This is a genomic window from Lacibacter sp. MH-610 (assembly GCF_045780045.1).
Classification (GTDB): Bacteria; Bacteroidota; Bacteroidia; order Chitinophagales; family Chitinophagaceae; genus Lacibacter.
On the sequence record NZ_CP116002.1, the window covers coordinates 2,010,985 to 2,035,514 of the forward strand.

Here is a 24,530-nt window from a genome sequence, read left to right on the forward strand (position 1 = left end):
TCAAGCATCTGTCAAATAAATTTAGTATATATTAAAACTTTGTCAACCTTATCATTTCAAATTAAATAAAACATCTCATGAAAAAGTTTCAATTCTTTTTTGTCGCATTTGCAATGTTAGCCGTAGTTTCCTGTAAAAAGGATTCAATAAGGGGAAGCGGGCCGGTTGTTACACGTACCCTTTCTATCCCTGCTTTCAGTTCAGTAGAAGCGCATTATGATATCGATGCAGTTATTACTTATGGCAATATTGCGGAGGTAAAAGTAACGGGTTATGAAAACCTGCTCAACATACTGGAAACGGAAATAGATAACGGTGTGCTGAAATTAAAATACAACAAACAGTACAATACGATTCGTAACGGGAATGTTCGTTTTGAAATTATTATCCCACGTATTGAGAAAACAGGTATTTACGGAAGTGGTGATATCCAGGTAAAAGGATTTCTTACCGGTACACAGTTTACAGCAGGCATTTACGGAAGTGGTTCTGTAACGGTAGAAAATTCAAATTATCAATTAGCCACCCTGGATATTTATGGCAGTGGAAAAATTGAAGCACAAGGGCTGCAGGTAAAAAATGCATTGGCAAACATTTATGGTAGCGGTCATTCCTATATTTCAGTTTCAGAACGACTGGTTACAAAAATATTTGGAAGTGGCAATGTTTATTACTGGGGCAACCCACTACTTGAAACAACACAGAATGGTAGCGGCCGGGTTATTAAACGATAAGTAAATAATTGCATTTTATGCTTTTAAAAAAATACAAACATGAACTTCTGGCAGCTGTACTTTTATTTGCAGTTGTAATTGTCACTATTATTTATGGTAGTGCCTTGAGTAATAGTGGAATCAGCATCAGGCAGTGGTCCTGGAATAATTTATTAATTGTATTGCCTTTGCTTCCATTACTTTTTCTGCAGCAAAAGGCTTCATTACCGGCAGTACAGACCATTAATGAAAAAAAGAACGGATGGGTTGCTACGTTTGGTATAGGAATAGTTTTTGGTTTGCTGGATGTGTTGGTGATTAAGCTTATTTTACACCCGGAGCCTTACACTGAACTTCCTCCTTTTTTGCAGCCATTTCCTTACAGTACTTTTCTGTACACTTCCGGTGCAATAGAAATTGAATTGTACTATCGAATGATTCCTCTTACCGTTTTTCTGTTTTTGAATACAATGCTTTTGAAAGGGCGGGGGAAGAATATGTTCATTATTGTTCTTGGTGTTTTAACAAGCATTATTGAGCCTGTTCAGCAATTTCCTGACGATGCCTGGTGGTTTATTGTATATGCAACACTCAGCGGCATAGCCATGAATGCGTGGCAGTTCAGAAGTTATTTGAAATATGGATTTGTGGCTTCGCTGGCGGTTAGGTTGGGTCATTATTTGATCTGGCATGTACTGCTGGGTATTTATGTGGAGTTTTTTGAATTAGCAACATGAAAATATATAAGGGTTTGATATTGTATTTACTCTCAAAAAAAATAGTATGAAGTTTATTAAATATTTATTTATTCTGTTAACCAGTAGTGTTTATTTGAATAGTTATGGTCAAACACAAGATACGGTTCTTATTACTCCTGATAATATCAATATTTCTCAGCTCAAATCAGGCACAAGCAGGTATCTTGTATATTTTAAAATGAACCCCGGTGCTTCACGCACCAATACTCAATTCTGGACCCGTACTACAGAACGGGGTTTTGATAACGGTAAACCTGTATTTATAGTCACACAGGTTTGGGAGGATAAAGATTCAATTATGCATACTACAAAATCTGTTGCAGATGCATCGACATTTCAAACCATTTCTCATGAAAGCTGGTGGAAACAAAGAGGAAGTTCAAGATTTGATTTTACAAAGAAAGAAGGATACCTTAATGGATCTGCTTTGTCTGATGCGGATACTTCATTGCAGAAGAAACGGGTATGGGAGGCTTATAAAAAATCATGGGAGATTTTCACCCTTAACTGGCATCTTGACCTGGAAGTGTTTTCTTTATTACCCTATAAAGATAAAGTCACTTTTTTAATTCCTTATTACGATCCCGGATCTATAGCGACGCAGAATGTTGCTTATACAGTAACTGGTACAGCACAACTGGAGGGATATGACAACCGTAAAATTGACTGTTGGCTTTTAGTGCACGAAGAAAAAGGAAATAAAGAGGTTTTCTGGATCAGCAAAAAAACAAACGAAGTGTTGAAACTCGAGCAGGAGATTAACGGGAAAATGTGGCGGTATAAAATAAAATTATCATATAGTAATTAATATTTTCAGATTTGCTGAAGTTTAAAGGAAAAGATCAAACAAATTTTAGATGAGTAAAATACCGGGTTTTCACACGCCCGGTCTTTTTTTTGACATAAATATGTGATGGTCTCCCCCTTGTTCATTGCGTCTTTCACATCATCATGTGGTAAAAAAAGGAGGTTCTGCAGCGCATCTTTGCACCACTAAAACAAATCATCATGTTATCATCAACCTTAAACCTTATCACAAAAAAGTTTTCAAATTTCGGAATTGCATTTTTAGTATTAACCTCCTGCTCCAAAAAGGATGACCTGCCGCAAAACCCCGGCAATCCTAATCAGCCGGCAGTAGTTACAACCCAGTTTAGTAATGCAGAGTATTCATTAACAGAAAATGCCGGCGAAACGAGTTACGAACTTCGTTTTTCATCTGCTACTTCCAAAGCTGAGTCCGTTGTTATGAATATTACTTCTGCTACCGCCCAATACGGCCGTGATTTCACAACGCAACCTGAAGCAGTGAACGGCAAACTCCGGTTAAACGTAGAAGCAGGAAAACAGTTAACAACATTTAAACTTATTCCTGTAAATAACAATTTAAAGGACGGTATTCGTGAAATTCAGTTTACCATCACCTCAGAAGGAGGAATTAAACCTGATGCCAGAAGCACAGCAAAAATTGTTATTACAGACGATGAAACTAAGGCGTCGCTTTCTTTTGCACAGGCTAATGCATCCGTAGTAGAATCCAATACTGACGGCTATACAGCCCAGGTGCTTATTACACCTATGGCTTTTTCTAACGGATTTGCTGATGTTACTTTTACTTCTGCCAATGCAACTTACGGCACTCATTTTACAACAGAACCTGCTATGGTGAATGGTAAACTGCGGATTCCCGTTTTACAGGGACAGGCTACTGTAAGTTTTAAAATCAAACCGGTAAATGATGCCGTGCAAACTGCTATGCGTTCTGTTACCTTCGGCATAAGCACAACATCTGAAGACCTGGAAGCAGGTATGCAAAACCAGTTAAACTTTACGATTGCAGATGATGATCATCCTTTGCCAACCGGTACGCCCATTCAAACCATCCGTAGTACTTATATGGGTACAGATACGTATCTGTGGACCCAAACGTTCATTGCCGGGTTAGTGACTTCTGTAAACGATAATATTGATCCTGCTATAGCCTATATTGAAGATGGTACAGGAGGTATTGCTGTAAGGTTTACATCAAATAACACACTTACTTATGGGGAAAGAGTTATAATCAATATTCAAGGTTCGGTGATAACAGAACGTAACGGAGCGCTTGAAATTAAGCAGGTAGATAATAACGCCGTTATCAGAACAGGATGGGATATTTATGTAATTCCAACTTACTCTGTATCTGATTTGTATCAATCAGCAACTTCAATGGAAGGCAGGGTAGTATCGCTTAGTAATGTATCGTTTACCCAGGCTAATGGAGTTGCAACTTTACAGGGCGATCGCACTATTACTGACGGAAAGAAAACAGCCATCGTACGTACAGAATCATTTGCCAGTTTCCGTAACAGGATTATCCCGCAGGGAAAGGTAACGGTAGTAGGCATATTGGTAGAGCAAAACGGGCAATATATTATACTTCCACTTAACGGTGAGTCAATTTATTAAAACTTCATTTGTTTAGAATAAAAAAGTGCGGAGTTTTATATGCAAAGCGTAAAGAATATTTTTATTACAGTCATCTTCTTCTTATCCTGGCAATCCTTACAAGCGCAGGAATTGCATGAAGGTGTAGTTTATCAATCACCCGTTCTTTTAACAAACTCAATGATGGAACAGCATGCGCTGCTTGTTCAAAAATTGCTGGATGTTACTTATACTCCACAACAAAAGGAAAAGCATTTCCGGTTAATTAAAGATTACTGGGTTAGGCGTGATTATAATGGCATGCAAAACATTACCAATAATCTGCAGTATGCACAGCAATTGTTTAATTATAGCGAAGCAGAACTGCAGGCTATAATCAAACAGATTCGCTCTGCTCTCATCATTGACTTAATTGAAGACGGTAAAAAAGCTGAAGATAGTCGTTGGTATTTACAAACCTATTTTGCTGCCCATCCACCACTATTAACCGGTGAAATTCCATTTATAAAAGAAACGGCTGATGCTTTACTGGATTGTGAGTTCTTTATCAACAGGGAATTGAAGGGTCAAAAAGTAATAGCTCTCAACAAAGAGCAACGGGAAGCGGCTTATAAAGAGTTGTCTGCTCAATGGTTGAAACTAGATAATGAAAAAAAGAAAATCCTCATGCGGGGTGTTAGCAATATGGGACTGGTGGAGTGGCGCTGGACGAAGATGAGTTATTTAGACAAAGTGTTTGTTAAAGCTCAATACGTAGGTGAAAAACACCTGACACCGGATGAACGGAATGCATATCAAAAGGCGATTGCTCAAACCAATGCACAAATGCAGCAATTGCATGGTCAGCAGTGGGGGCTTATACAAAATGAATTAAACTTCATGAAGCAATCAACTGATATTATTATGGGTCGTGGCATCCGGTGGGATCCATCCAGGAACCGTTATGTGCAGGACGGCGGTATAGTAACAGAGTACTGGTAGCAGATAAATATAGTTATGTATTCCTGTTTTGATACAAATTCTATGGGTTTTAAAATAAAAATGTATGACAATCAAAATCAATACTTCAATTGCAGCTATTTTTCTTTGCTTTTCCTGTTATAAAAAGCCTCCACAACCCAACGAGCTACCAGTTACAAAAACTGTTCAGTTTCAAATTGCACAGGCCAGGGATTATTCGGCACCTGTTTATGATGGCCTGAAAATTGAGCTCAAACTATCGGTAGCAAAAGAAAATATAAAAGACGGCAAAGTACTGGCCTTATGGGATACTACATTCAGTTTAAGAAGCATTCGTGAATTTGCTGTTACTGCTGCTCCTTTTACCTTAAGTAAACAATTTAACGATATTTGGCAAAGCAGCCAGGTACTGCGTGTATCAAGAGCGTTTAAATATGTAGATGCGGCAAATCAGGTTACTCAAAACGGTTTTGGTGAAACCATTCCTGCAGCGGTAGAGGTAAAGCAGTTTCCTGTGAATTTATAGCGAGATTCTTTTGATTGTTCAGGTAATTCAATTTTATGATAGAAACAGCACGGCTCATTTTGAAACCTTTAACCTACACTCAGTTAGTAAAATATATAGCTGCAGATGGGTCATTGGAGAAAGAGTTGCAATTAAATACGGTTTCCAGAACGATATCGCCTGAGTTAAAGGAAGCGTTAGAACAAACCATTCTTCCGAATGTAGCTGATACTTCAAAAGACTATTTATATAATACATTGTGGTCTGCAATTGCAAAGGAAAGTAATCAGATTATTGGTGATTTATGCATCATTGGCGAGCCGAATGCTGCCGGGGAAATTGAGATTGGTTATGGTACTTATGATGCGTTTCAGGGCAAGGGATATATGACAGAAATAGTACAAGGAATTATTTCATGGGCTAAAACGCAGTTATTAGTAAAGTCAATCAAAGCATCTACTGAAAAAACAAATACTGCTTCTTTCAGAGTTCTTGAGAAAAATAACTTTATTAAAGTTGGTGAAACTGATACTGAGTTTAAATGGAAATTGGAGTTCTGAGCTTCTGGATGGTTGGATTATTTTCACATGATTATGTGATTGTTGTTTGTCTGAAAGTTGCTCAAATTTGTACAAACTTTATCATCATGCAATGCAAGAATTTAGTAATAGTCCTTTTTCTGGTCATAACCTTCGGCTCCTGCAAAAAAGAAACAGCAGTGGAAAATCCTTCTCCTTTGCCGGAGGTTGAAATGATATACTCCAATCTCAATGACCTTGAAGTAAAATACCTGAAGGATGCCGTTGTAGATATTAATAAGGACAACAGGGTTGATTTACTTTTTGAAGTCCTTCGGGTAGGGGACTTTGTTAACAAAGTGGATAAATTTCAGTTTAATATCCTTACGTCTATTTATACGGGTGTGCCTGTAAATAGTATTGAACAAATACCTGTAATGCAAAAGGGTGCACTTGTGCCGCTTGCAAATTTTACAGAATATGAATGGTATAGCGCTTCTGAAATAAATCTTTTTGAAAAAGTTTTGTTTGAAAATGGTGTTGTTCTATGGCGTGGTAACTGGCTAACGGCTCAAAAAGCATTTTTACCCTTTCAAATACGTATCAATAATCAAAGACACAACGGGTGGATTGAGGTAACGGCTGACCAGGCAAATGAACGGTTGATTTTACACCGTGCTGCTTACAGCAAACTGCCGAATAAGGATGTTAAGGCAGGATTTTAAAGACCCGTTTACAAATTCACATATTTATGCATTTATTTTTTGTTCTTATTACCTGAATTTTGAGCACTTAGTTTCTTCTTAATTAAACCTTATCATCATGCAAAAATTATTCTCAGTCCTGGTACTGGTGGTTATCATTTCATCCTGTAAAAAGCCCACCAGCCCGGTGCCACCTTCTCAACTCCTTTTTTCCTTTACAAACTTCAATAAGGTAAGTACGGGAGGTAATTTTAAAATTCAAATTACCAGGTCCGATAATTATTCTATTGCAGCAAGAGGCCGGCAAATTGATCTGGATGATATGAATGCAAGCGTGGCAAACGGTGAATTGTTTATTGAGTACAAAAATCCACTGCGTGTGCATGAAGAAGTTTTAATAACTATTGCCATGCCTTCTTTGCGTGGTTTTCAAATCTATAACAGGGCCACTGCAGACATAGCCGGTTTTACAGAAGCTGCGGAAGTAGAAGGTACAGTGGGTCAATATTCAAATGCTTCTGTACAAATGAATGTGACCCAGTTTACAATGAATGTACTCGATAATTCAGAGCTTTTACTAAAGGGCAGTGCAGAAAAAGTATATGTGAGGGCGGATAACAAGGGTGTTGTTCATTCTTATGCTGTTCTTTCTTCGCTTGGTCATGCTATAGCTGCTAAAAATTCTACTATCCGCATTCATGCGGCTGATGTGATTAATGCAAGTGCCGTGCAAAACAGTACTATTTACTATAAAGGAAATCCCGGTAATAAATTTATTGCCGAAATAGATAATTCAAGAGTTATTGCAGAATAGTGGTTTGAGTGTGATGATAAAAGGGGTGGCGAAAGCTGCCTCTTTTTTAAAGTACTGCGGATCTTAATTCAGCTTCAGTTAGTCAGTAGTTTAGGTACATATACAAAGCGCCCTGCTATTCTTAGCGGGGTTTCTTTATTTATAAAAAACCGGAATTACCTTTTGTAATCCCGGTGTATACTTATTGAATTGAAGCGGATCTGCTTTTTTTTCAGGAAGCCAGTAAAGCGCCTTCTGTAATATTGCTTAAAACTGTTTGTAAACGATCTTCAGGTAATTCTTTTTCAGCTAAACTGAGCATGCCGTTGAATACAAAATCAGGGGCATTGTCTTTAATACTCTTTAACCATCCAATGATTTCCTGGTTGCTTAAGGCACGCATCATCCAGGTGCTGTACTCCTGCATCTGTTCCGGTGGTAATTGAGCAATGATCTGTTGTGTGATGCCATGCAGTTCTTCATCGCTGTAATAATTCCAGAGCAATTGATTCAGCACCCGTTCTTCTTTGGCCATATGATTCAGGTTAAATACCAGGAATTCAGTAAATGCCAGGCGAATAGCGCTGCCCAGTTCTGTTTTTTCGGCATCCAGTGTTAATCCATCAAACATGGTAAGCAGGGAGCGGAGTTTATTGCTGAGTTCATGATCCAGCACATGTTCTTCTTCGAACAAATTAACTACAGATGGTTCGTATGTTTCAATAGCAGTTAAAACAAAATGATCTTCTGTATGCGCATGTTTGTCAAACAGGTTCAGTACCTGTGTAACCTGGTTAAATACAGGCTCTGTTTCTTCTGATACTGTAAAATCAATTTTTTGTAATTGGCCGGCTGTTGTGTAAAGCATTTCACGCAGGCCTTTGTGAATCATGTAAAACAGGTTGTAGCGTTGCATAATAATAAGGTTTAATTGTTAAGTTAATAATGCTAAGTTCAGAAAGTGAGTTTTGCTGAGCAATGACGGGTGCAATGAACCGTTGTTTCGGCCGTATGAGTTGGAGATTTTATTAATGCCTGCTTTCTTTTATAAGGCTTTGAAAAATGCCGGCAAAGAATTGCCGGCATTAACCTAAACCAACTATTGATACGGAACTCAGTTCTTTATCTTTCTTGATTGATACGTAAACGTATAATCGTTCGTAGCTGTTACATTTACTTTTCCTAATGAGCGGATCATGACTTTACAATCGCCATTAACTGTAATATTCAATCCGTTATTCTGAAGTGTCTGGTAACTGCCAATAATAGAATTGCCGTTTACTAAAATGCTCTTTAAAAAACGGGCAGACACAAAAACCGCTACCGCCTTTTCTTTATGCTCTTCCGTGCCTGAAATAATAAGTTCACCGTCTTTGAAACTTACATCTACTGAATGAACAAAGCCGGCTCTGCCTTCAATGAACACGTCATTTGTAATATCATCAATCAATACAAGGTTGACGCCGTTATTTAAAACAATAGAAGTAACGGGTGCAGCAACTTTGATCGTTTTGTTCTCCGTTCTTTTTTCAGCATCTGCCTGTGCAAATGTTGTGCAACCCAGAACAAGGGCTACGAAAGTGATCATTAATTGTTTCATCGTGATAAGGTTTTAATTGTTTAAGTGATCAGGAGGCGGTTCTGTACACGAGGCCTTCAAGGATTATGCTAACGGCATTGCCTTGCTTTTGTACTCTCATTTTAGTAGGATAGTAGCCGCTTTGTTGAACTTTAGCAGGTTGGGGGATGAGTCTTTCAAAGTTAGCAGTGGTTTTCAAAAAATCCAGTGTTATCATGGGTTCATAAAAAACTACTTTGCTGTCATAAGAACCATAAATAAATGTTTGCGTGAAAGGTTGCGGGTTGTTCGGGTTTAATTCAGGTGAAGTAACATCAACCCAATGCTTACCCATGGTTGGTACAGGATCGGCACCTACATGCATTGGTGGTAAATAACCTTCAGCAGGATCAGCATTTAATTTGGCGGGATCTACATAAGTATTTCTTTCGGCAGATGTGCTGGTGTAATAATGAATGTCAAAGTGCGGTTTTGTATAAATGTTGACAGGAGGATGTCCTTCAGGATTCCAGTTTAACCATACATGCTTAAATACAATTCCGTTTGCTTTTTCATGGAAGAGTAAAGCTGCATTGTCATCGTGTGAATGTCCGCCGTTGTTATTGCCGCCGCCTGTAGGTACACTGTTGAGCACATCATTATCAATTGAAACAGCAATACGTTCCAGTTTGCCATCGCTGCTTAACTGCACCCAGGTCCATGCTTTGCCATGGTGCATTTGAACTTCCGGTCCTTTAAATATACCGGCTTCGTTTTTTCCTTTGTCTTTAGTACAGGAAGCGGTAAACAAAATAATGGCCAGGGGAAGAATCAAGAATTTTTTCATGATGAAAGGTTTTAGTGATTAAATAATTATGAACTCAAAATTGCAGCGGTAATTGATGCTTAAAAAGTAGGTACTGCATGAATTGAACGATTAATAGTATGAATTGCAAATGCGTTAATAAAAAAACGAAAGAGTCCTGCAGGACTCTTTCGTTTTTGTGAATGTTATGATGGATTAGTGAATTTCATTCATCCATTGCTCAACAAATGTTCGGGCAGCTTCCACTGCTTCCCTGCCTGCACGAAATCCCATTTTCCAACGATAGCTTTTACTTTCATATACTTTGTTTGCAAAATATTTATTTCCGTTCTTTTCAACCAATTGTGCATTAAAGTCAATGTCTTTTGTTTCATCAAGAAACTGTTGCATGCGCATTTTTACAAACAGTAAATGATTTGATGGATACTTCGCTTCCCAGTCAGCTAAAAGTTTTTCATTACCCTTTTGGGCATCTTTCACAGCCTGGGGATAGTTTTTACGGTAGGTGGCAATCATTTTGTTATTGGGGTCTTCTGCTTCTTTCAATTGCTTTTTGGCATCTACCACCATTTTTTCAAACATGGGTTTAAAGGAGGCCTCCGCTTTTTGTGCACTGGCTTCCATCTCAGCAACTGATTTCTTGCTCCTTTCTATCAATTCTTTCTGCATTTCCTCCGGTGTTTGCAAGGATTGTATTTGTGGCTTCTGATTTTGTTTTAAGTCATTATATGCTTTTATAAAAGCAGCACTGTTAATGTAACTTTTACTGTACACCAGTACGTCTTTAACAATGGCTGCCCTGTTACCTGTTGCTATATTTTTAGCATTACGAAGCCCGTATTCATTAAAGGAGCCTGAAAGAATGGTGCTTACAATTCTTTCCTCTGCATCTTTTTTGGAGATGCCTAATTGTTTTAAGAAATCGCCGGTAAATGTTTTTACAGTAAATGAAAAAAGAAATACCGTTGTGAGAACTGCCGGCGTTAACAGCATAAAACCCGGAATGTATTTATTTGTTTTAATGTAACTGTTCATAAAGAAAGTTTTTAATTGATGAATAAAATATGTTTTACAGGAAGAGCCTGTAGTTGAAGTTTTGTTCTGTTGCTCCTTTTATAAATTGCTGTAATTCTTCTTTAATGCTTTTGGAAGAAGTAGATTCCTGCTGTGGCATTTCAAAAGCACTTCGTCTGTAAATACAGCTATTGTTATTGAAGCAGTTGATACACTTGTTTTCAGCACAGTCGTTAACGGTGCCAGTATTGTTTGATGAAAGAAGGTATTGTTTCATAATGATGATTTTTTATGGTGATATGTAACGGTTAGTAAACCTGTTCGTTTGGAAGGGTAGTTGCCCGTTTCCTGTTTGATTTCCGCAATACTTCATTTACATACTTCAGTGTGAGTTCATTGGCATTATACTGCTCAAATTCATTAGCCAGGCAATGAATCTTTTGTTTATACACTGCGTTGTTTAAAACTTCTTCTACAGCTGCTTTTACCTGTGAAGCCTTGGGTGTTTCTGTTTTGAGATTGATGCCGTATTTAAAATAACCGATACGTGCACAAATTTCATTTTTACCTTCATGTACACCGGCCACAACCAGTGGAAGACGATTCTGGATGCCCAGCGTTACTCCGCCATAACCACCGTTGGTAACATAAACATCCACATACGGCATTACATCATTAAAAGGAATAAAGTCTTCAATGATAATGTTGTTGTAAGGATATTTTTTTCTTAATGTATCTGTTTCTGATCCGCCTGTAGTGCAAACCACCAATGTATCACTGTTCTTAAATGCTTCTAATGTGGGAACGATGAGCTTGTTTACATCTTTTTCAACTGTGCCTTGTGTAACCAGTACCACTTTATTGTACCTCGTTAATCGTTCATCGTACCAGGGTTTACGGTTTTTGGAACGGGTCCATGGTAACAATGCACCTGCAAAGCGGATGTTACGGCTTAAATCGCTTCTGTAGTATTCAAAGCCCGGAGTGCCTATCTGCAATACATAGTCAGACAGTTTTGTAACCATATCAAACAAAAACACATCGTCTGCATAAACTCCATAGCTATTGAGCAGGTTATGCATTAGTTTGTTTGATTTTCTGAACAGGAATTTTTTGGCTATGGTACGAAGCAGTGCATGTTTCCATTTGCCCCATGAGGTAGAAGCCGGTGTTAATCCAAGCCCCGCAGGTCCCAGGTCTTTTGATTCTTCCATTACAGGAACTACACCGATAGATATAACGGGCACTTTCATGTATTCTTTTACTAAGGGAATTGCAGTAAATAAATTATCTGCAATCATAAGATCAAACGGAAATGCATTGTAGATATCCTGTATGTCATCCAGGTATTCTGTAGAGCGGCGGATGAAAAAATGTTCAAGATCGTAATTGAGTTTCTTGATCTGGCTGTTGATCTTTGCTCTTTCCGGAAACCGGGCATCTACTGTAGCTGCTGTAACATCCAATGCGTTTTTAAAGGTAAAGTGGGGTATTCCCATCTGTTCTAACTTCTCAGTATAAGCTGATGAAGCATACCAACGCACATCAAATCCTTTGGATTGTAAAAAACTGGCAATGCCTGTAAGCGGGTTAAAGTGACCGTCTGCCGGTACTGTGGCAAACAGAATACGTTTACCATTGAGGTTTAAAGTTTGATTCATGATGATGTTAAGGTTTAAATGATAGTCAATAATAAATTGATCTGTTACGTTTTTTCCTGCATGCCTGAACGAATTGATGATAATATGTTATGAATTGAAGGGCTGAACGACCGGTGTCTTATTGTTTTATAAATTCTACTCTCCGGTTCTGTGCCTTACCTTCTTTGGTTTTATTATCACCCACCGGAACCGATTCGCCTTTGCCATCACTCTCAAGCCGGGAGCGATCAATTCCATAATTTTTGATCAAAGCCTGCATTACTGCTTCCGCTCTTTTTTTGGATAGTTCCAGGTTGGATGCATCGCTTCCATCACTATCTGTATGCCCGATAATTTTTACTCTTAACTGAGCGTGTTGTTGTAATACATCAGCAATTTCTTTCAGTACGCCGCTGCTTTCAGGTTTGATGGTGGCTGTGTTTACATCAAATAAAATGCCTGTAGTTGAAAACGTACCCTCTTCTATCAGTTTGTGTCTTGTATCCGGCAGGCCTTTCGCCATTTTGATATTGCCGATTGCATAACCCACTTCTGCATCTGCTCCGCCATAGCGCTTTACATCAAAATACAATTGGTTGATGATGGAACCCGCAACAATTGCTTTTGGTAAATCGTAGAGTTTAGTTTCATTAAACCAGATGCGTAATCGTTCTTTCTGCACCTGCATGGCCACATGAATTACTTTATTAAAGTATTGCTCTAACACGCCAAACTTTTTGATGTCGGTGGTCAGGTATTTTTTTCTTTCATTGTAGGTATGCAGGTGCATATGTGAAGCATTGTTATCATAAGGCTGAACTTTTAGTTCGGTAGCAAACGTATAGGTATAGTCTTTCAGTAATTCATTGGCGGCGGGCTCATAAGTGCCTGATGCAAGTACACCAAACACCAACATAGGGAAAGGTGCTTTGGGATTGGTGCGTCGTAATACCAAATCAAATTCTACGGTAAAATTCTCCGTGAGTGAATCTTTGTTATCAGTTAAGTAAGCGGAGTTTTGATTCAGTTGTGCCCATTTGCCGGCTAACCCGTTAATCGTTACAACAGCGCCTGTACCGTTACTGTTCCAGCCCACAGGCAGTTCGCCCATGGCATCTGCAGCAAAATCATTACTGTAAATAACCTGTTCGCCGGGAATGAAATCGTATTTGGCGAATGACTGTAAACCATTGTTAACTGATGATGCTTCACTTGTTTTTGAATTGTTCGCTGTTGTTTGTTCTTTGCCTTCAATCTTATCCAGGGTTTTATCAATTTCGCCATCAATTTTTTTATCAACCCGGTTGTTTACTTTGTTTTTGATTTTATTCAGCAGGCCGCTTCCGTTTTGTGCCTGTACTAAGAAGGGGGCAATGGTAACTAAAAGAATGATGATAAGGTTTCGTTGCATGGTTTTGTGTTTTAAAATGCAAATATGAAAACCTGTTTCAAAGTTTTTATGAGGAGGTGTGATGAATTGAAATATATGTTGTGTGAAATGCACTGCTTTTTTAAGCAAACAATTCATGCAGGCAATAACGCAGTTCATCTACAGCAGGGTTGAGCAGTTTGGCTCTGCATTCTATTTTCGTGTTGTAAAAACAAACGGATGAAACAATACTTTTTTCTGCTGTTGATGCTTTCTTTCCATCTTTCAGTTCAGTCGCAATCAAAAAAACCGGTTAACCCGGCTATGCCCGATGTAAATGCGATGATGAAAATGAGCCCGGCTGAACTGGAAGCTTATAAGCAAAAAATTTTAAAACAATCCAGTATGCAGGCGAAGCAGATAGCTGCACAATCTAATATTAAGCTGGATGAAATGCTGCTGCCGGATTTTGAAGTTAAAATGCCTCCTAAAGACATGAAGCGGCTTGCCCTTATTCCCAAACAGCCTCCCACACTCATTCAACTGGCTGATGGATTACTGCAATCTAAAAAACAATTAGAGAGTGTAACGCCAAAAGTCATTGTGGAAGAAGTAAAAAATATAACTGCCGTTCAAACTCCGGAGCAACAACACGGTTCTGCCATTGGTGCTTTTTATGGTGATAAACCTGTGGAGGCATTACTCATTGCAATGAATGCTGTACTTAAAAATCCATCAGAAGCCATTGGCTGGAATAATCTTGCTGCCATGATGAATATGACCGGGCTGGAACATAAAGCCATTCCTATCCTGATGCATCATTTACAAAATGAACCTGACAACAGCATGCTGCTGAATAATATGGGACAGGCATATTTGGGTTTGGGCGATATTGGTATGGCTGAACTGTTTTTAAAGCAATGTCTGCAAAGCGATCCGTATCATCCTGAAGCTAATCGTAGTATGGGAATGATCCGTTTTTTTTATAAGGAGTATGAAGAAGGAATGAAGTATTTTGAAAAAGAGCTCGAAACGGCTATGCGGCGCAGTACACTTGCTTTAATGCGTAGCAAAAACAGTGCTTTGAATTTGTACAGGCTGCGTAAAAGACGCCCCAATATGCCCCAACGGAATTTCTTTGATGAAATACAGTTGGGCAAATTCACTCATGCTCCTTTACCGGAACGTACCGATGAAACAAGAACGGCGTTAGCAAAAATGGAATCCTTTGGTCAATCCGTAACCAATGAGATGTTATATTGGAATGAAAAAAGTTTATTGTCAAAAGAAGAGATCAGAATTGACGGGCAACGTATTCCCGGTATTTATGCTGATCTGGTTGAGGCATTGCTCCATGATTTGCATGAAGTGTACACGCCACAGGAGTTGAGCTTGTTTACAGACCTGGATCTAAATCATATTGCAGAGTTGCTGAATGATTATCACCGTAAACTGGCAGCGGTGGAATGCCCGGTTGCTCCGGCAGGTGCAACGCATGAAGTATATGAAGCTTATATTAAAAAATGTTGTGACTTGAAGAAACCCATTATGGATGCATTTGTACAGCAGTACAATGCGTTTGTAACTGCAAGGGCTAAAAGGGGCATTGGTATCTGGCGGGAATATATTAATGATTTAATCAATATTGTTTCCCTGGAGCCAAGTGCAGGAAATAAAATAATGGTGTACAAAGCACTTCATGGTTACTTCATCTTTTTATCGGGCACGGGTATGGGGCAGTTCCTGGATCCTCCTATGGAATGTTCTGTGCAGTTGAATACAAACGAAGCTGACAGCATTATTGCTTCCAGCCGTAATGTGGATTTGAAATGTCCGCAGGCTTTGAATATTGAATTTGATGTTGTGATTGCCAAGCTGAAAGCTGATTGTAACAAGTATGCCATTGAAGGCGGTAAATTACTCCAGGGTATGTATGAACATAACTTTCGAACAGGAACTACCACGCTTGCTGCAGGCGTTGGATTAAAGGCCAAGTTTTTTAAAGAAACAGGAAGTGCGGATATTAAACAGATGGTGTACATCTCCTTTGACAATAATAATGAGTTCAGTGATTTTGGGTTGATGGGTAAGGCATCCGTTAAGATAGCTGATAATCCTATTAGCGTAGGTGAAAAAGGAAAGATTGGTGGAACCATTGGCGGCATTGAAGGGGGTTATACACTGGGGATGAATTCCGGTTGGAAATCTTATGTAAAGGGAACGGGTGCCTTGGCCGATTTTATAAAGATTCAATAGGTTATGTTGCCCGCTGCTGATTGTAGGTGATATATGATAAATGCCCGGTATTGATAGCTGCAGTACAGACCTTTGTATGAATTGTACAAAATCCTGTATGAATTGTGGAAGCCATTGTATGAACTGACCGCTATTCCGCCGCTTCTTTGTTATTTTTGGAGGAACCTAAAATCAAACTGTTGCGGCAAATATTACTGCACATATTATTGTTTACTAAGCTTACAGGTTTGTACGCACAGCAACCTAATTATCTTTTTGAGCACCTGGGTATAAAAGAGGGTTTGTATGAGGAAATAGTGGGTGCTGTACAGCAGGATTTAAAAGGGTTTATATGGGTAAACACAAGTACAGTATTACAACGTTATGACGGGCATAGGTTCATCAGTTTTTTTCCGGGCAGACGCTTACCTGAGGGTACAATCCGTGCTATGAAGATGGATCAAAAGAACCGGATTTGGTTGTTAATTGGTGATGCACATTTCGGTTATCTTAATCCTGATGATTTTTCGTATCACCCGGTAAAAGTGGATGCGCCTGAATTGTATGGAGGTATTCCAACGGGTATGTACATCAACCGTAAGGATGAGGTAATGCTCGTGTATGATAAGCTGGGCTATATAACATATACAGATGCCTCAGGCGTTGCATCATTGGCAAATAATCCTTTTGTATTGCCTTCTGATTTGCAAATGGTTCATCTATGGCAGGATGAAGCGTACAACTACTGGATAGGTACCATGCAGGGGTTGGTAAAATACAATACTTCTAAAAAGCAATTATCCTACCGTGGTCATAATATTGAAAACGATCCTGTGATAAAGGCATTTGAAAATGTACCCTCCATAAATAATCTGTATTTAGATAAAAGCAGACGATTCTGGATTATGTCATGGCAAAACCCCGGTTTGTCTATTCAGTCTTTTAATATTGAAACAGGAGAGCGGCAAGAGTGGGCTCAGGTCATTGGTAAAACCATCAACAACCAATATTATGTTCCTTTTGGTTTATTGGAAACCAATGATGGCAATATCTGGCTGGCAGGTGATAATGTTTTTGGCAGGTTCAATATAAAGGATCATTCGTTTATGCTCGTTCCTAATAATATACCCGGTCAGTACAGTTTGTTGTATGACATGGTTACCTATATGTTTGAGGATAAAGAAAAAAGTATATGGCTGGGTAGCAATAAGGGTTTATACAGGTTTAGTCCGGGTAGTCAAAAATTCCTTACTGTTAAAATGCGTGTACCCGCTTCAGTAACCGATGATAAAGCGGAGGTAACTCATTTTCTTCAAACCTCAAATGGAGAATTGTTAGTAAGCACGTGGGGAAGAGGTATATATAGTTTTGACAGTTCTTTAAAGCCTGCCTATACACAATATACTACTACAGGACTCGCCACCAACTACGGCATGGTATGGAATATGCTGGAGCGTAAAAACGGAGATGTATGGTGTGCTATGCAAAGCGGAGCCGTTTTTATTTTAACAACTGATAAAAAGTTTATTCATCTATTACCTCCTGCTGCAGAAGGACATACTATCCGGCAAATAAAAGAAGATAAAAATGGTAATATCTGGCTCGGAACGCATAGAGGTGCTGTTATTCAATGGAAGGCTACTGATAACAGTTTTACTCTGAAACATAAATTCAGGGGACTTGTGTCAAGACTCTATGTTGATTCGTTTAATGAGTTGTGGGTTTGTACAGATATTGACGGTGTGTACCGTCTTAATACTACTACCGGTGAAATACTGGCACATTACACCAATAAAGCACCCAAAGGAAAATCTTTGTTGATCAATGGTGCTTCTGATGTATTACAGTACAACGACAGTATTTATTTCATTTCCGGTAATGGTCTCAATATTCTTAACCGCACAAGAAGTACATTTAAATATTATGCTGCTAATAACGGATTGCCCAATATCCAGATATCAAATATGATAAAAGATAAAAACGGGTATATCTGGATGTCTTCAGCCGGAGGCATTATGAGTTATCATCCCGGGTTACAAAAATTAAGTTCTTATACAGCAGCTGATGGAGTTGATAATTATAACTTTAATGCCGGGGCTGCAGCCTTGTTAAAAAACGGTCATATAGCTTTTGGTACCAATAAAGATTTTATTGTATTTAATCCGGAGTTATTTACAGTTGTAAAATACCTGCCGCCAAAAGTGCAGATAGCCGGTGTTGAAATCAGGAACAAACGCCAACTTGTTGATTCCTTACTCAAACTGGAAACCATTGAACTCTTGCCGGATCAGAATTCATTTAAAGTACTGCTGGCTACATTAAAGTTTCAGGATATTTACCAGGTAAGATACAAGTTGGAGCCGGTTGATAAGGAATGGAAGATTGCCGGAGATATGAATGTAATTGAATACAATTATCTCCCGCCCGGCAAATATGTTTTAAAAACAGCTTGTATGGGTGAAGATGGCAAGCTTGGAGAAATCACTTCACTTGTAATTCATATTCAGGCGCCATTTTATTTAAGATGGTGGTTTTTCAGTGCTGTTGCCTTAGCAGTAACAGGTTTGTTAATCTGGATTGACAGGGAACGGATGAAACGTAAAGAAGCCATCCACCAAATGCGCAGCAATATTGCCGGTAAACTGCATGAAGATGTGAACATGGCTTTAAACAACATTAATATTCTCAGTGAAATTGCAAAGATTAAGGCGGATACTGAGCCTGAAAAATCAAAAGAGTTTATTGAGCAGATACATACTAAAAGCCATAACATGATGATTGCTATGGATGATATGTTATGGAGTATTGCCCCGGAAAACGACAGCATGGAAAAAACCATTGAGCGCATGCGGGAGTTTATTGATGCCCAAATGAACCGTTATGCTGTTCATATTGAATTGATAATAGATGAACGTTTAAAATACCTTAACCTGCCCATGCAATTGCGGCATGAAGCTTTCCTGCTGTTTAAGGAAAGCATTAATGGTTTACTGGATGCCAGGGCAGATGACATCCGCATTCAGATGGGGCAGGATAAATCCAGCCTGCTGTACATGATTGAGTGTAACAATGATCATTGCGATATTGAAGAATTGAACCGTTTTTTAAACAACCGGAAACTGGCTGAGAAACTGGATGGTATTAACGCAAAACTGGACATTCACATTAAAAAGAGTTATGCTGTGGTGGAGTGCAGAATTCCACTGCATCCGTCACAACAATTCATGTAAACTATTTAACAACTTGTTCATGAAAACATCGATACGAACATTTTAGCGTAAATAAATATGCAATTCTTTTGAAATTTGTAAAACATGAAACTGCATTTACCGCAATACAACGGAAAAGACAACTTAGTGATGGCTATTGTGGTGCCTTTATTTGGTTTTGTGTTCAATATTGTGAATTTTCCCGTACAGTATTTTTCTGATCTCTTTCATTTCATCGTTTTTACTGTTCTTTCCATCTTTTATTTCTGTATTTATTTTATCATTTGCGGAGGCATTGCTGTTGTATTCAAAAACGCATTTCCTCTTGAAAAGGATTTGCCCAAACGTTTGTTTATTACCATCATCGTTTTCCTGCTTACTACGGGTCTTTTTCTGTATGGCATACTCCAGACCTATGAATGGTTGCCCTGGTTTAATTACACCTATAATGAGAAAATCTTTCTCTGGAATTATTTCAGCCTTGGTATTATTAATATTTTTCTCATTTTTTTAATGGAAGGGATAAGGCGTTACAATGATTGGAAGGAGAATATGAAGGAAACGGAGAAACTGGATGCTGCCTATCGCCAAAGCCGTTTAAATGCATTAAAAAGCCAGGTAAATCCTCATTTTCTTTTTAATAGTTTAAATACACTTTCCGGCCTTATACAGGAAGATGAAGAAAGGGCAGAAGCTTTTCTGAATGAAATGAGTAAAGTGTACCGCTATATGTTGCGCACAGATGAGGAGCAATTTGTAACACTGGATACAGAGCTGAAGTTTGTACAATCTTATCAGCACCTGCTCAGCACCCGTTATGGTGATGCTTTGCGTTTGCATGTGCAGGTGCAGGATGAACACTCAGGACTTTATATAGCGCCGCTCACCTTGCAGGTGATTATTGAAAATGCATTTACTCAAAATGTACTCAGCAAAGCCAGGCCTTTGTTCATTACCATTCAATCTTCTGCCAACGGGCATTTGCTGATACAAAATAATATTCAGTTAAAACAGGTAAAGGATGTGCTGGATACAGAGGCAGGCTTGGATAACCTCGTCAAAAAATATGCGTTGATGGGCATGCCGGTAAAAGTAGATGATACGCAGAGTGAAATCAGAACCATCAGTATTCCATTATTAAAACAGGAGGAGGTAGCAGCATGAAACTGATGAAGCCGCCCAAACTGGAGTTTTATACCTTCCTCATGTCAATGCCTTTGATTGATGTGGCGCTCAACTATGTGTTGTATGAGGCAAGAATATGGCAGGGCATAGATATCTGGCTGTTTTCATTTCCGTTGCTGTTTCTCATAGGTGTTGGTTCATGGTATTGTCATGTATTGTATAGTAACTGGGCGGAGCGTAGATTTCCATCCCTTGGAGAAAGCAGGCAACGTATTCTCATGAAAGTTTTCATCATTGTGTTTGTAATGACACCCAGCATCCTGCTCATTTTTCTCTTGTACGATTATTTTCACATACTCGGTTACCGGTTTAAAAATGAACACCTGCTGCAGGGAATTATAATTGGTGTTTGTGTAAATATCATCTTTGAAACACTGTATGAAGCTGATTATATTTTTTCAAAGTATAAAGAAAGCGTAGCGGAAAAAGAAACCATGGAACAGCTTTCTGTTTCACAGGAATTTGATTCCTTAAAGAACCAGGTAAACCCGCATTTTTTATTCAACTGTTTTAATACCTTGTCCTCACTCATTACGGTTGATAAGATGCTTGCTGAAAAGTTCCTGGATGAGTTGAGTAAAGTGTATCGTTATTTATTGCGCAGTAATGAAGAGGGAGTGAGTACCGTAGAGAATGAGATTCGCTTCATCCGTTCCTATTACAAGCTGCTGCAAACAAGACACGGTGAAGCTGTTCAACTCAATATTCAGATTGATAAACGCTATGAGCCTTATTATCTTCCCTCACTAACCCTGCAGTTGCTGGTAGAAAATGTAGTGAAACACAATGCGCTTTCAAAAAACAAACCCCTGGTGATTGATATTTTTACAGCTGCCGGTAATAAACTCGTGGTTAATAATAACCTGCAGCGTCGTACGGTAAAGGCCCCCAGTAACGGGGTGGGTCTTGAAAATATCAAGGCGAAGTATAAACTACTGCGGCAGCCGGGCTTTCAGATCATAGAGGATGATAAAAATTTTACCGTGGTGCTGCCCTTGATCTGGAAAGGTACCATGGCAGAAAGAGAAGCTCTGTAAAATCAGTTCATCTGGTTTTACAACAGTTCATCAACTGATTGTTACGGTTTAGGAACAGGGAACTCCCGCCATCACGGAAAGATGTTTAACTTACGATTGTAAACCAACTTTATCTGAAAAAAATAAGGCACTATGAAAGTTTTAATTGTGGAAGACGAAGAACTGGCGGTAAAAAAATTACGCAAAACCCTTGAAACGGTAGATGCAACTGCAGAAGTAGTGGGTACGGTAGACAGCATTAAAGCCGGTGTGGAGTGGCTGGAGCAAAATCCGCAACCCGACTTAATACTGATGGATATAGAGCTGGCTGACGGGCAGAGTTTTGAAATTTTTAATCTTACTGAAGTAAAGAGCCCGGTAATCTTTACTACATCGTATGATGAATATGCATTGAAAGCATTTAAAGTAAACAGCGTTGATTACTTGCTCAAACCCATACAGAAAGATGAACTGCAGTCGGCACTCGAAAAATTCAAAAAGACACATGCAGCAGGTAAAGCGGATATCAATATTGACAGCCTGGTTAAAGAATTACAGTTGAAACTGCAGCCTAAGGAATACCGCAAGCGGTTCCTGGTTAAGAATGGGCAGAAGTTAGTAAGTATTGAAGTGAATGATATTGCTTATTTCTACAGCGATGGCCGTTTGAACTTCTTTAAAACAAACGATAATAAAAAGTTTGTAGTTGACTATACCATGGATGAGTTGGAAGAAATGCTGGATCCTGAACGTTACTTCCGCATCAGCCGTTCCTTTTATGTGTCAATTGCCAGTATTGATAAAATTGATGACTATTTTGGTAACCGTCTCATACTTCAGTTAAAACCGGCGGTAGATAAAGAAGCACTGGTGAGTCGTGAAAAAGTAACGGATTTTAAAAAGTGGATGGGGAAGTGATTCCGGTTTATCGGGATGAACATTTATCGTTTATGTAAACCGGTCTTTTCAACAGCACATCGAACATGCAATGTAGAATTGGGTTAAAATGCTAACTTGCTTTTATTAATACACAGCTCATGCGTTTATGGTTTCTCCTGCCACTGTTAGCCTGTTGTGCATCGTCATTTTCACAAACCTACATTCCCAGGCAAAAAGCATTTGATGATGTGGATTATTTCATCAAAACGATGGAAGAAGTGCATGTTAATCCCTACATGTTTGTAACAAGGGAAAAACTTAACAGTGCCGTTCAGCAGTTAAAAGATGGCTTAGGTGATTCCGTGAGTACTCGGGAATTGATTACAAAATTGTACAGCATTACTTCATTGCTTAAAGATGCACATACTTCACCCGCTATTTTTCAAACAATTTTTCAGGACGAACTTAAAAAGGAACAATTCTTTCCGTGGGAATTAGTTGTTTATGAAGATCAATTGTATGTGCCGGTAAGTACAAGTAAACTGTCCGGTGTGCCTGCAGGCGCCATAATTGAGCAGATAAACGGGTACAAAATGAAGTCGCTCTTACAGCAAATGAATAGCTATTATGGCGGAAATGAAATTTATGCCCGGGAAATGACAGTAAAGTTGTTCGGCTATTTTTTGTTTTTGAATAACATAAAAGCACCTTTTCACATTCTTTATAAAGATACTGCAGGTATCACCGGAACACTTAGGCTTGAAAAAGGAGTAACATTCGGCAAAGCACTGGTAACAACAATGCCGCACCTGCGCACACCTTATACGTTTGAGATTATTGATAAGCGTGTAGGGTATTTTAATTTCATGGGGATGTCAAGTCAGATGGATTTATTACAGCGCTACCTGGATTCCTGTATGAAAATTATGAGGGATAATAACATCAACGTTTTAGCCATCGATCTTAGAAAGAACAGTGGCGGTAATTCCCTGCTGGCTAATTTGGTTATCAGTTATTTCAGTAATGCTAAGTATAATTTAATGGGCGGACGTGAATGGAAGGTGAGTAAGCTTTATAAAGAATATCTCATTCAAAACGGAAACACTGCCAGTGATTATCTGAAAAAAGAAAATGGAACTATTTGGAAACTGGGTGGTTGTAAGCCTGTGAAATCTCCTTTCCTGCAAAAGGAATTATTTACCGGAACAGTATATCTTATTACCGGGCCTTTTACTTTTTCAAGCGCTAATATGTTTGCAGATGGAGTAAAAGAATATAAGCTGGCAACAGTAATAGGAGAGCCCACCGGTGAGAATACAAACGATTTTGGTGAAATTTTTAATATTACATTGCCGCATTCTAACATTAAAATGCAGGTAACTACTTCCTATGATTATGGCGCCGGTTGTAAAAAGAATATATTTCAGCCTGTAATACCGGATATTCCTGTTTACTCAACTTTGCAGGATAAAATTCAACAGAAGGATAAGGTGCTTGAATATATTTTATTACAGATTAAATAAAAGATTAAAGAAAACGCATCATTTAATTGATGCGTTTTTAACAACTACATAAAAGGTGTTTTCCGTTAGCCTCAATTGAACATTACTTACAGTTCGCTGAATTTCTTAGGTGCTGGTGGTACATTTTCAACCGGTTTTAATGTTTTTAAATAAGCGTGAATGGATGCAAGATCTTCATCGGTCATTAATTTGTAATTGAACCAGGGCATGGGAGGCAAAAGATCCCGTCCGTTTGCGTCGCCTTTAAATTTACCGTTGCGGATGGCATAGATAAATTTTTGTAAGGGCCAGCTTCCAGCTCCTGTGGCATCACCTGTGAGATTAGCACTGAAGGATACACCCCATGGGCCGGCATATGCTGTAAAATCTTCATTAAACTGCGTAATGCCTTTGTTCGCCATTACCGTATCAAATTTTGGAAGAGGTCTTTGTGAAGGGTAGCCGGAGAGTCTGCGTTCAGGATCAATTTCCGGTCCTTTGGGTCCCATGGTTTTAGGAGAGTGACAATCATCACAAACACCAACCGTAACAAGGTATTCACCCCTGCGCACTTTTGCAGCAGAGTCAAGTGGTGTTTTTTGTTGTTGTGTTGCAGCAGAATTATCACTGTTGTCACAGCCAATGATGGCAGCAGTTGACGCAAAAAGAATCACAGCAGCTTTTACAATTGTTGTACGCATAGCAGATAAGGTTTTTAA

23 protein-coding genes are annotated in these 24,530 nt (G+C 38.8%); 15 read left to right on the top strand and 8 right to left on the bottom strand.

The genetic code is table 11. The features are described from left to right. Positions 1–77: 77 nt before the first annotated feature. The 9 genes from PDL71_RS09215 to PDL71_RS09255 all read left to right on the top strand — a co-directional run bounded on the left by PDL71_RS09215 (position 78) and on the right by PDL71_RS09255 (position 7,399). On the top strand, positions 78–734 hold the full coding sequence (locus tag PDL71_RS09215) for a head GIN domain-containing protein (protein WP_407520207.1): 657 nt from the start codon (positions 78–80) through the stop codon (positions 732–734). A gap of 17 nt (positions 735–751) precedes the next feature. Continuing rightward, positions 752–1,450, top strand: a complete 699-nt coding sequence (locus tag PDL71_RS09220; protein ID WP_407520209.1) for a hypothetical protein — start codon at positions 752–754, stop codon at positions 1,448–1,450. A gap of 46 nt (positions 1,451–1,496) precedes the next feature. Beyond that, positions 1,497–2,279: a hypothetical protein gene (locus PDL71_RS09225; RefSeq protein WP_407520211.1), complete on the top strand. Its 783-nt coding sequence runs from the start codon at positions 1,497–1,499 to the stop codon at positions 2,277–2,279. Positions 2,280–2,479: 200 nt separating this feature from the next. After that, complete coding sequence (locus PDL71_RS09230) at positions 2,480–3,919, top strand: DUF5689 domain-containing protein (RefSeq protein WP_407520213.1); 1,440 nt, start codon at positions 2,480–2,482, stop codon at positions 3,917–3,919. Positions 3,920–3,958: 39 nt separating this feature from the next. Then, on the top strand, positions 3,959–4,879 hold the full coding sequence (locus tag PDL71_RS09235; protein WP_407520215.1) for a hypothetical protein: 921 nt from the start codon (positions 3,959–3,961) through the stop codon (positions 4,877–4,879). A 64-nt stretch (positions 4,880–4,943) separates the two neighbouring features. Beyond that, positions 4,944–5,384 (top strand): hypothetical protein, encoded by a 441-nt coding sequence (locus PDL71_RS09240; RefSeq protein ID WP_407520217.1) that lies wholly within the window; start codon positions 4,944–4,946, stop codon positions 5,382–5,384. Between the two features lie 35 nt (positions 5,385–5,419). Next, a complete protein-coding gene (locus tag PDL71_RS09245) occupies positions 5,420–5,923 on the top strand; it encodes a GNAT family N-acetyltransferase (RefSeq protein WP_407520219.1) in 504 nt (167 codons plus the stop codon). 86 nt (positions 5,924–6,009) lie between these two features. Continuing rightward, positions 6,010–6,606 carry a hypothetical protein gene (locus tag PDL71_RS09250; protein WP_407520221.1) on the top strand — a complete coding sequence of 199 codons (597 nt, stop codon included), beginning with the start codon at positions 6,010–6,012 and terminating at the stop codon, positions 6,604–6,606. A gap of 97 nt (positions 6,607–6,703) precedes the next feature. Then, the gene (locus tag PDL71_RS09255) at positions 6,704–7,399 is read left to right on the top strand and encodes a GIN domain-containing protein (protein ID WP_407520223.1); all 696 of its coding nucleotides are present in this window, start codon (positions 6,704–6,706) and stop codon (positions 7,397–7,399) included. A 211-nt stretch (positions 7,400–7,610) separates the two neighbouring features. On the opposite strand, the gene PDL71_RS09260 is transcribed toward PDL71_RS09255, so the two are convergent. The 7 genes from PDL71_RS09260 to PDL71_RS09290 all read right to left on the bottom strand — a co-directional run bounded on the left by PDL71_RS09260 (position 7,611) and on the right by PDL71_RS09290 (position 13,827). Next, the gene (locus PDL71_RS09260; RefSeq protein ID WP_407520225.1) at positions 7,611–8,294 is read right to left on the bottom strand and encodes a hypothetical protein; all 684 of its coding nucleotides are present in this window, start codon (positions 8,292–8,294) and stop codon (positions 7,611–7,613) included. A 198-nt stretch (positions 8,295–8,492) separates the two neighbouring features. Next, complete coding sequence (locus PDL71_RS09265) at positions 8,493–8,978, bottom strand: GIN domain-containing protein (protein WP_407520227.1); 486 nt, start codon at positions 8,976–8,978, stop codon at positions 8,493–8,495. A gap of 28 nt (positions 8,979–9,006) precedes the next feature. Next, entirely contained in the window at positions 9,007–9,783 is a 777-nt protein-coding gene (locus PDL71_RS09270; protein ID WP_407520229.1) for a hypothetical protein, read from the bottom strand. A 174-nt stretch (positions 9,784–9,957) separates the two neighbouring features. Continuing rightward, positions 9,958–10,797 (bottom strand): hypothetical protein, encoded by an 840-nt coding sequence (locus PDL71_RS09275; RefSeq protein ID WP_407520231.1) that lies wholly within the window; start codon positions 10,795–10,797, stop codon positions 9,958–9,960. A 34-nt stretch (positions 10,798–10,831) separates the two neighbouring features. Then, on the bottom strand, positions 10,832–11,053 hold the full coding sequence (locus PDL71_RS09280; RefSeq protein ID WP_407520232.1) for a hypothetical protein: 222 nt from the start codon (positions 11,051–11,053) through the stop codon (positions 10,832–10,834). A gap of 31 nt (positions 11,054–11,084) precedes the next feature. Next, positions 11,085–12,437 (bottom strand): glycosyltransferase, encoded by a 1,353-nt coding sequence (locus PDL71_RS09285; RefSeq protein WP_407520234.1) that lies wholly within the window; start codon positions 12,435–12,437, stop codon positions 11,085–11,087. Between the two features lie 118 nt (positions 12,438–12,555). Beyond that, complete coding sequence (locus PDL71_RS09290) at positions 12,556–13,827, bottom strand: OmpA family protein (protein WP_407520236.1); 1,272 nt, start codon at positions 13,825–13,827, stop codon at positions 12,556–12,558. 198 nt (positions 13,828–14,025) lie between these two features. Between PDL71_RS09290 and PDL71_RS09295 the strand changes: the two genes are divergently transcribed. From PDL71_RS09295 to PDL71_RS09320, 6 genes are all read left to right on the top strand, one after another. Next, the gene (locus tag PDL71_RS09295) at positions 14,026–16,041 is read left to right on the top strand and encodes a tetratricopeptide repeat protein (protein ID WP_407520238.1); all 2,016 of its coding nucleotides are present in this window, start codon (positions 14,026–14,028) and stop codon (positions 16,039–16,041) included. 179 nt (positions 16,042–16,220) lie between these two features. Further along, positions 16,221–19,250 carry a two-component regulator propeller domain-containing protein gene (locus PDL71_RS09300; RefSeq protein ID WP_407520240.1) on the top strand — a complete coding sequence of 1,010 codons (3,030 nt, stop codon included), beginning with the start codon at positions 16,221–16,223 and terminating at the stop codon, positions 19,248–19,250. 84 nt (positions 19,251–19,334) lie between these two features. Then, positions 19,335–20,393: a sensor histidine kinase gene (locus PDL71_RS09305; protein WP_407520242.1), complete on the top strand. Its 1,059-nt coding sequence runs from the start codon at positions 19,335–19,337 to the stop codon at positions 20,391–20,393. After that, positions 20,390–21,451: a sensor histidine kinase gene (locus PDL71_RS09310; protein ID WP_407520244.1), complete on the top strand. Its 1,062-nt coding sequence runs from the start codon at positions 20,390–20,392 to the stop codon at positions 21,449–21,451. The genes PDL71_RS09305 and PDL71_RS09310 overlap by 4 nt, the downstream gene beginning before the upstream one ends. 132 nt (positions 21,452–21,583) lie before the next feature. Then, entirely contained in the window at positions 21,584–22,348 is a 765-nt protein-coding gene (locus PDL71_RS09315) for a LytR/AlgR family response regulator transcription factor (RefSeq protein ID WP_407520246.1), read from the top strand. A 119-nt stretch (positions 22,349–22,467) separates the two neighbouring features. Then, positions 22,468–23,832 carry a S41 family peptidase gene (locus PDL71_RS09320; RefSeq protein WP_407520248.1) on the top strand — a complete coding sequence of 455 codons (1,365 nt, stop codon included), beginning with the start codon at positions 22,468–22,470 and terminating at the stop codon, positions 23,830–23,832. 86 nt (positions 23,833–23,918) lie between these two features. Here PDL71_RS09320 and PDL71_RS09325 read toward each other — a convergent pair whose 3' ends face one another. Further along, positions 23,919–24,512: a c-type cytochrome gene (locus tag PDL71_RS09325; RefSeq protein ID WP_407520250.1), complete on the bottom strand. Its 594-nt coding sequence runs from the start codon at positions 24,510–24,512 to the stop codon at positions 23,919–23,921. Positions 24,513–24,530 lie beyond the last annotated feature (18 nt).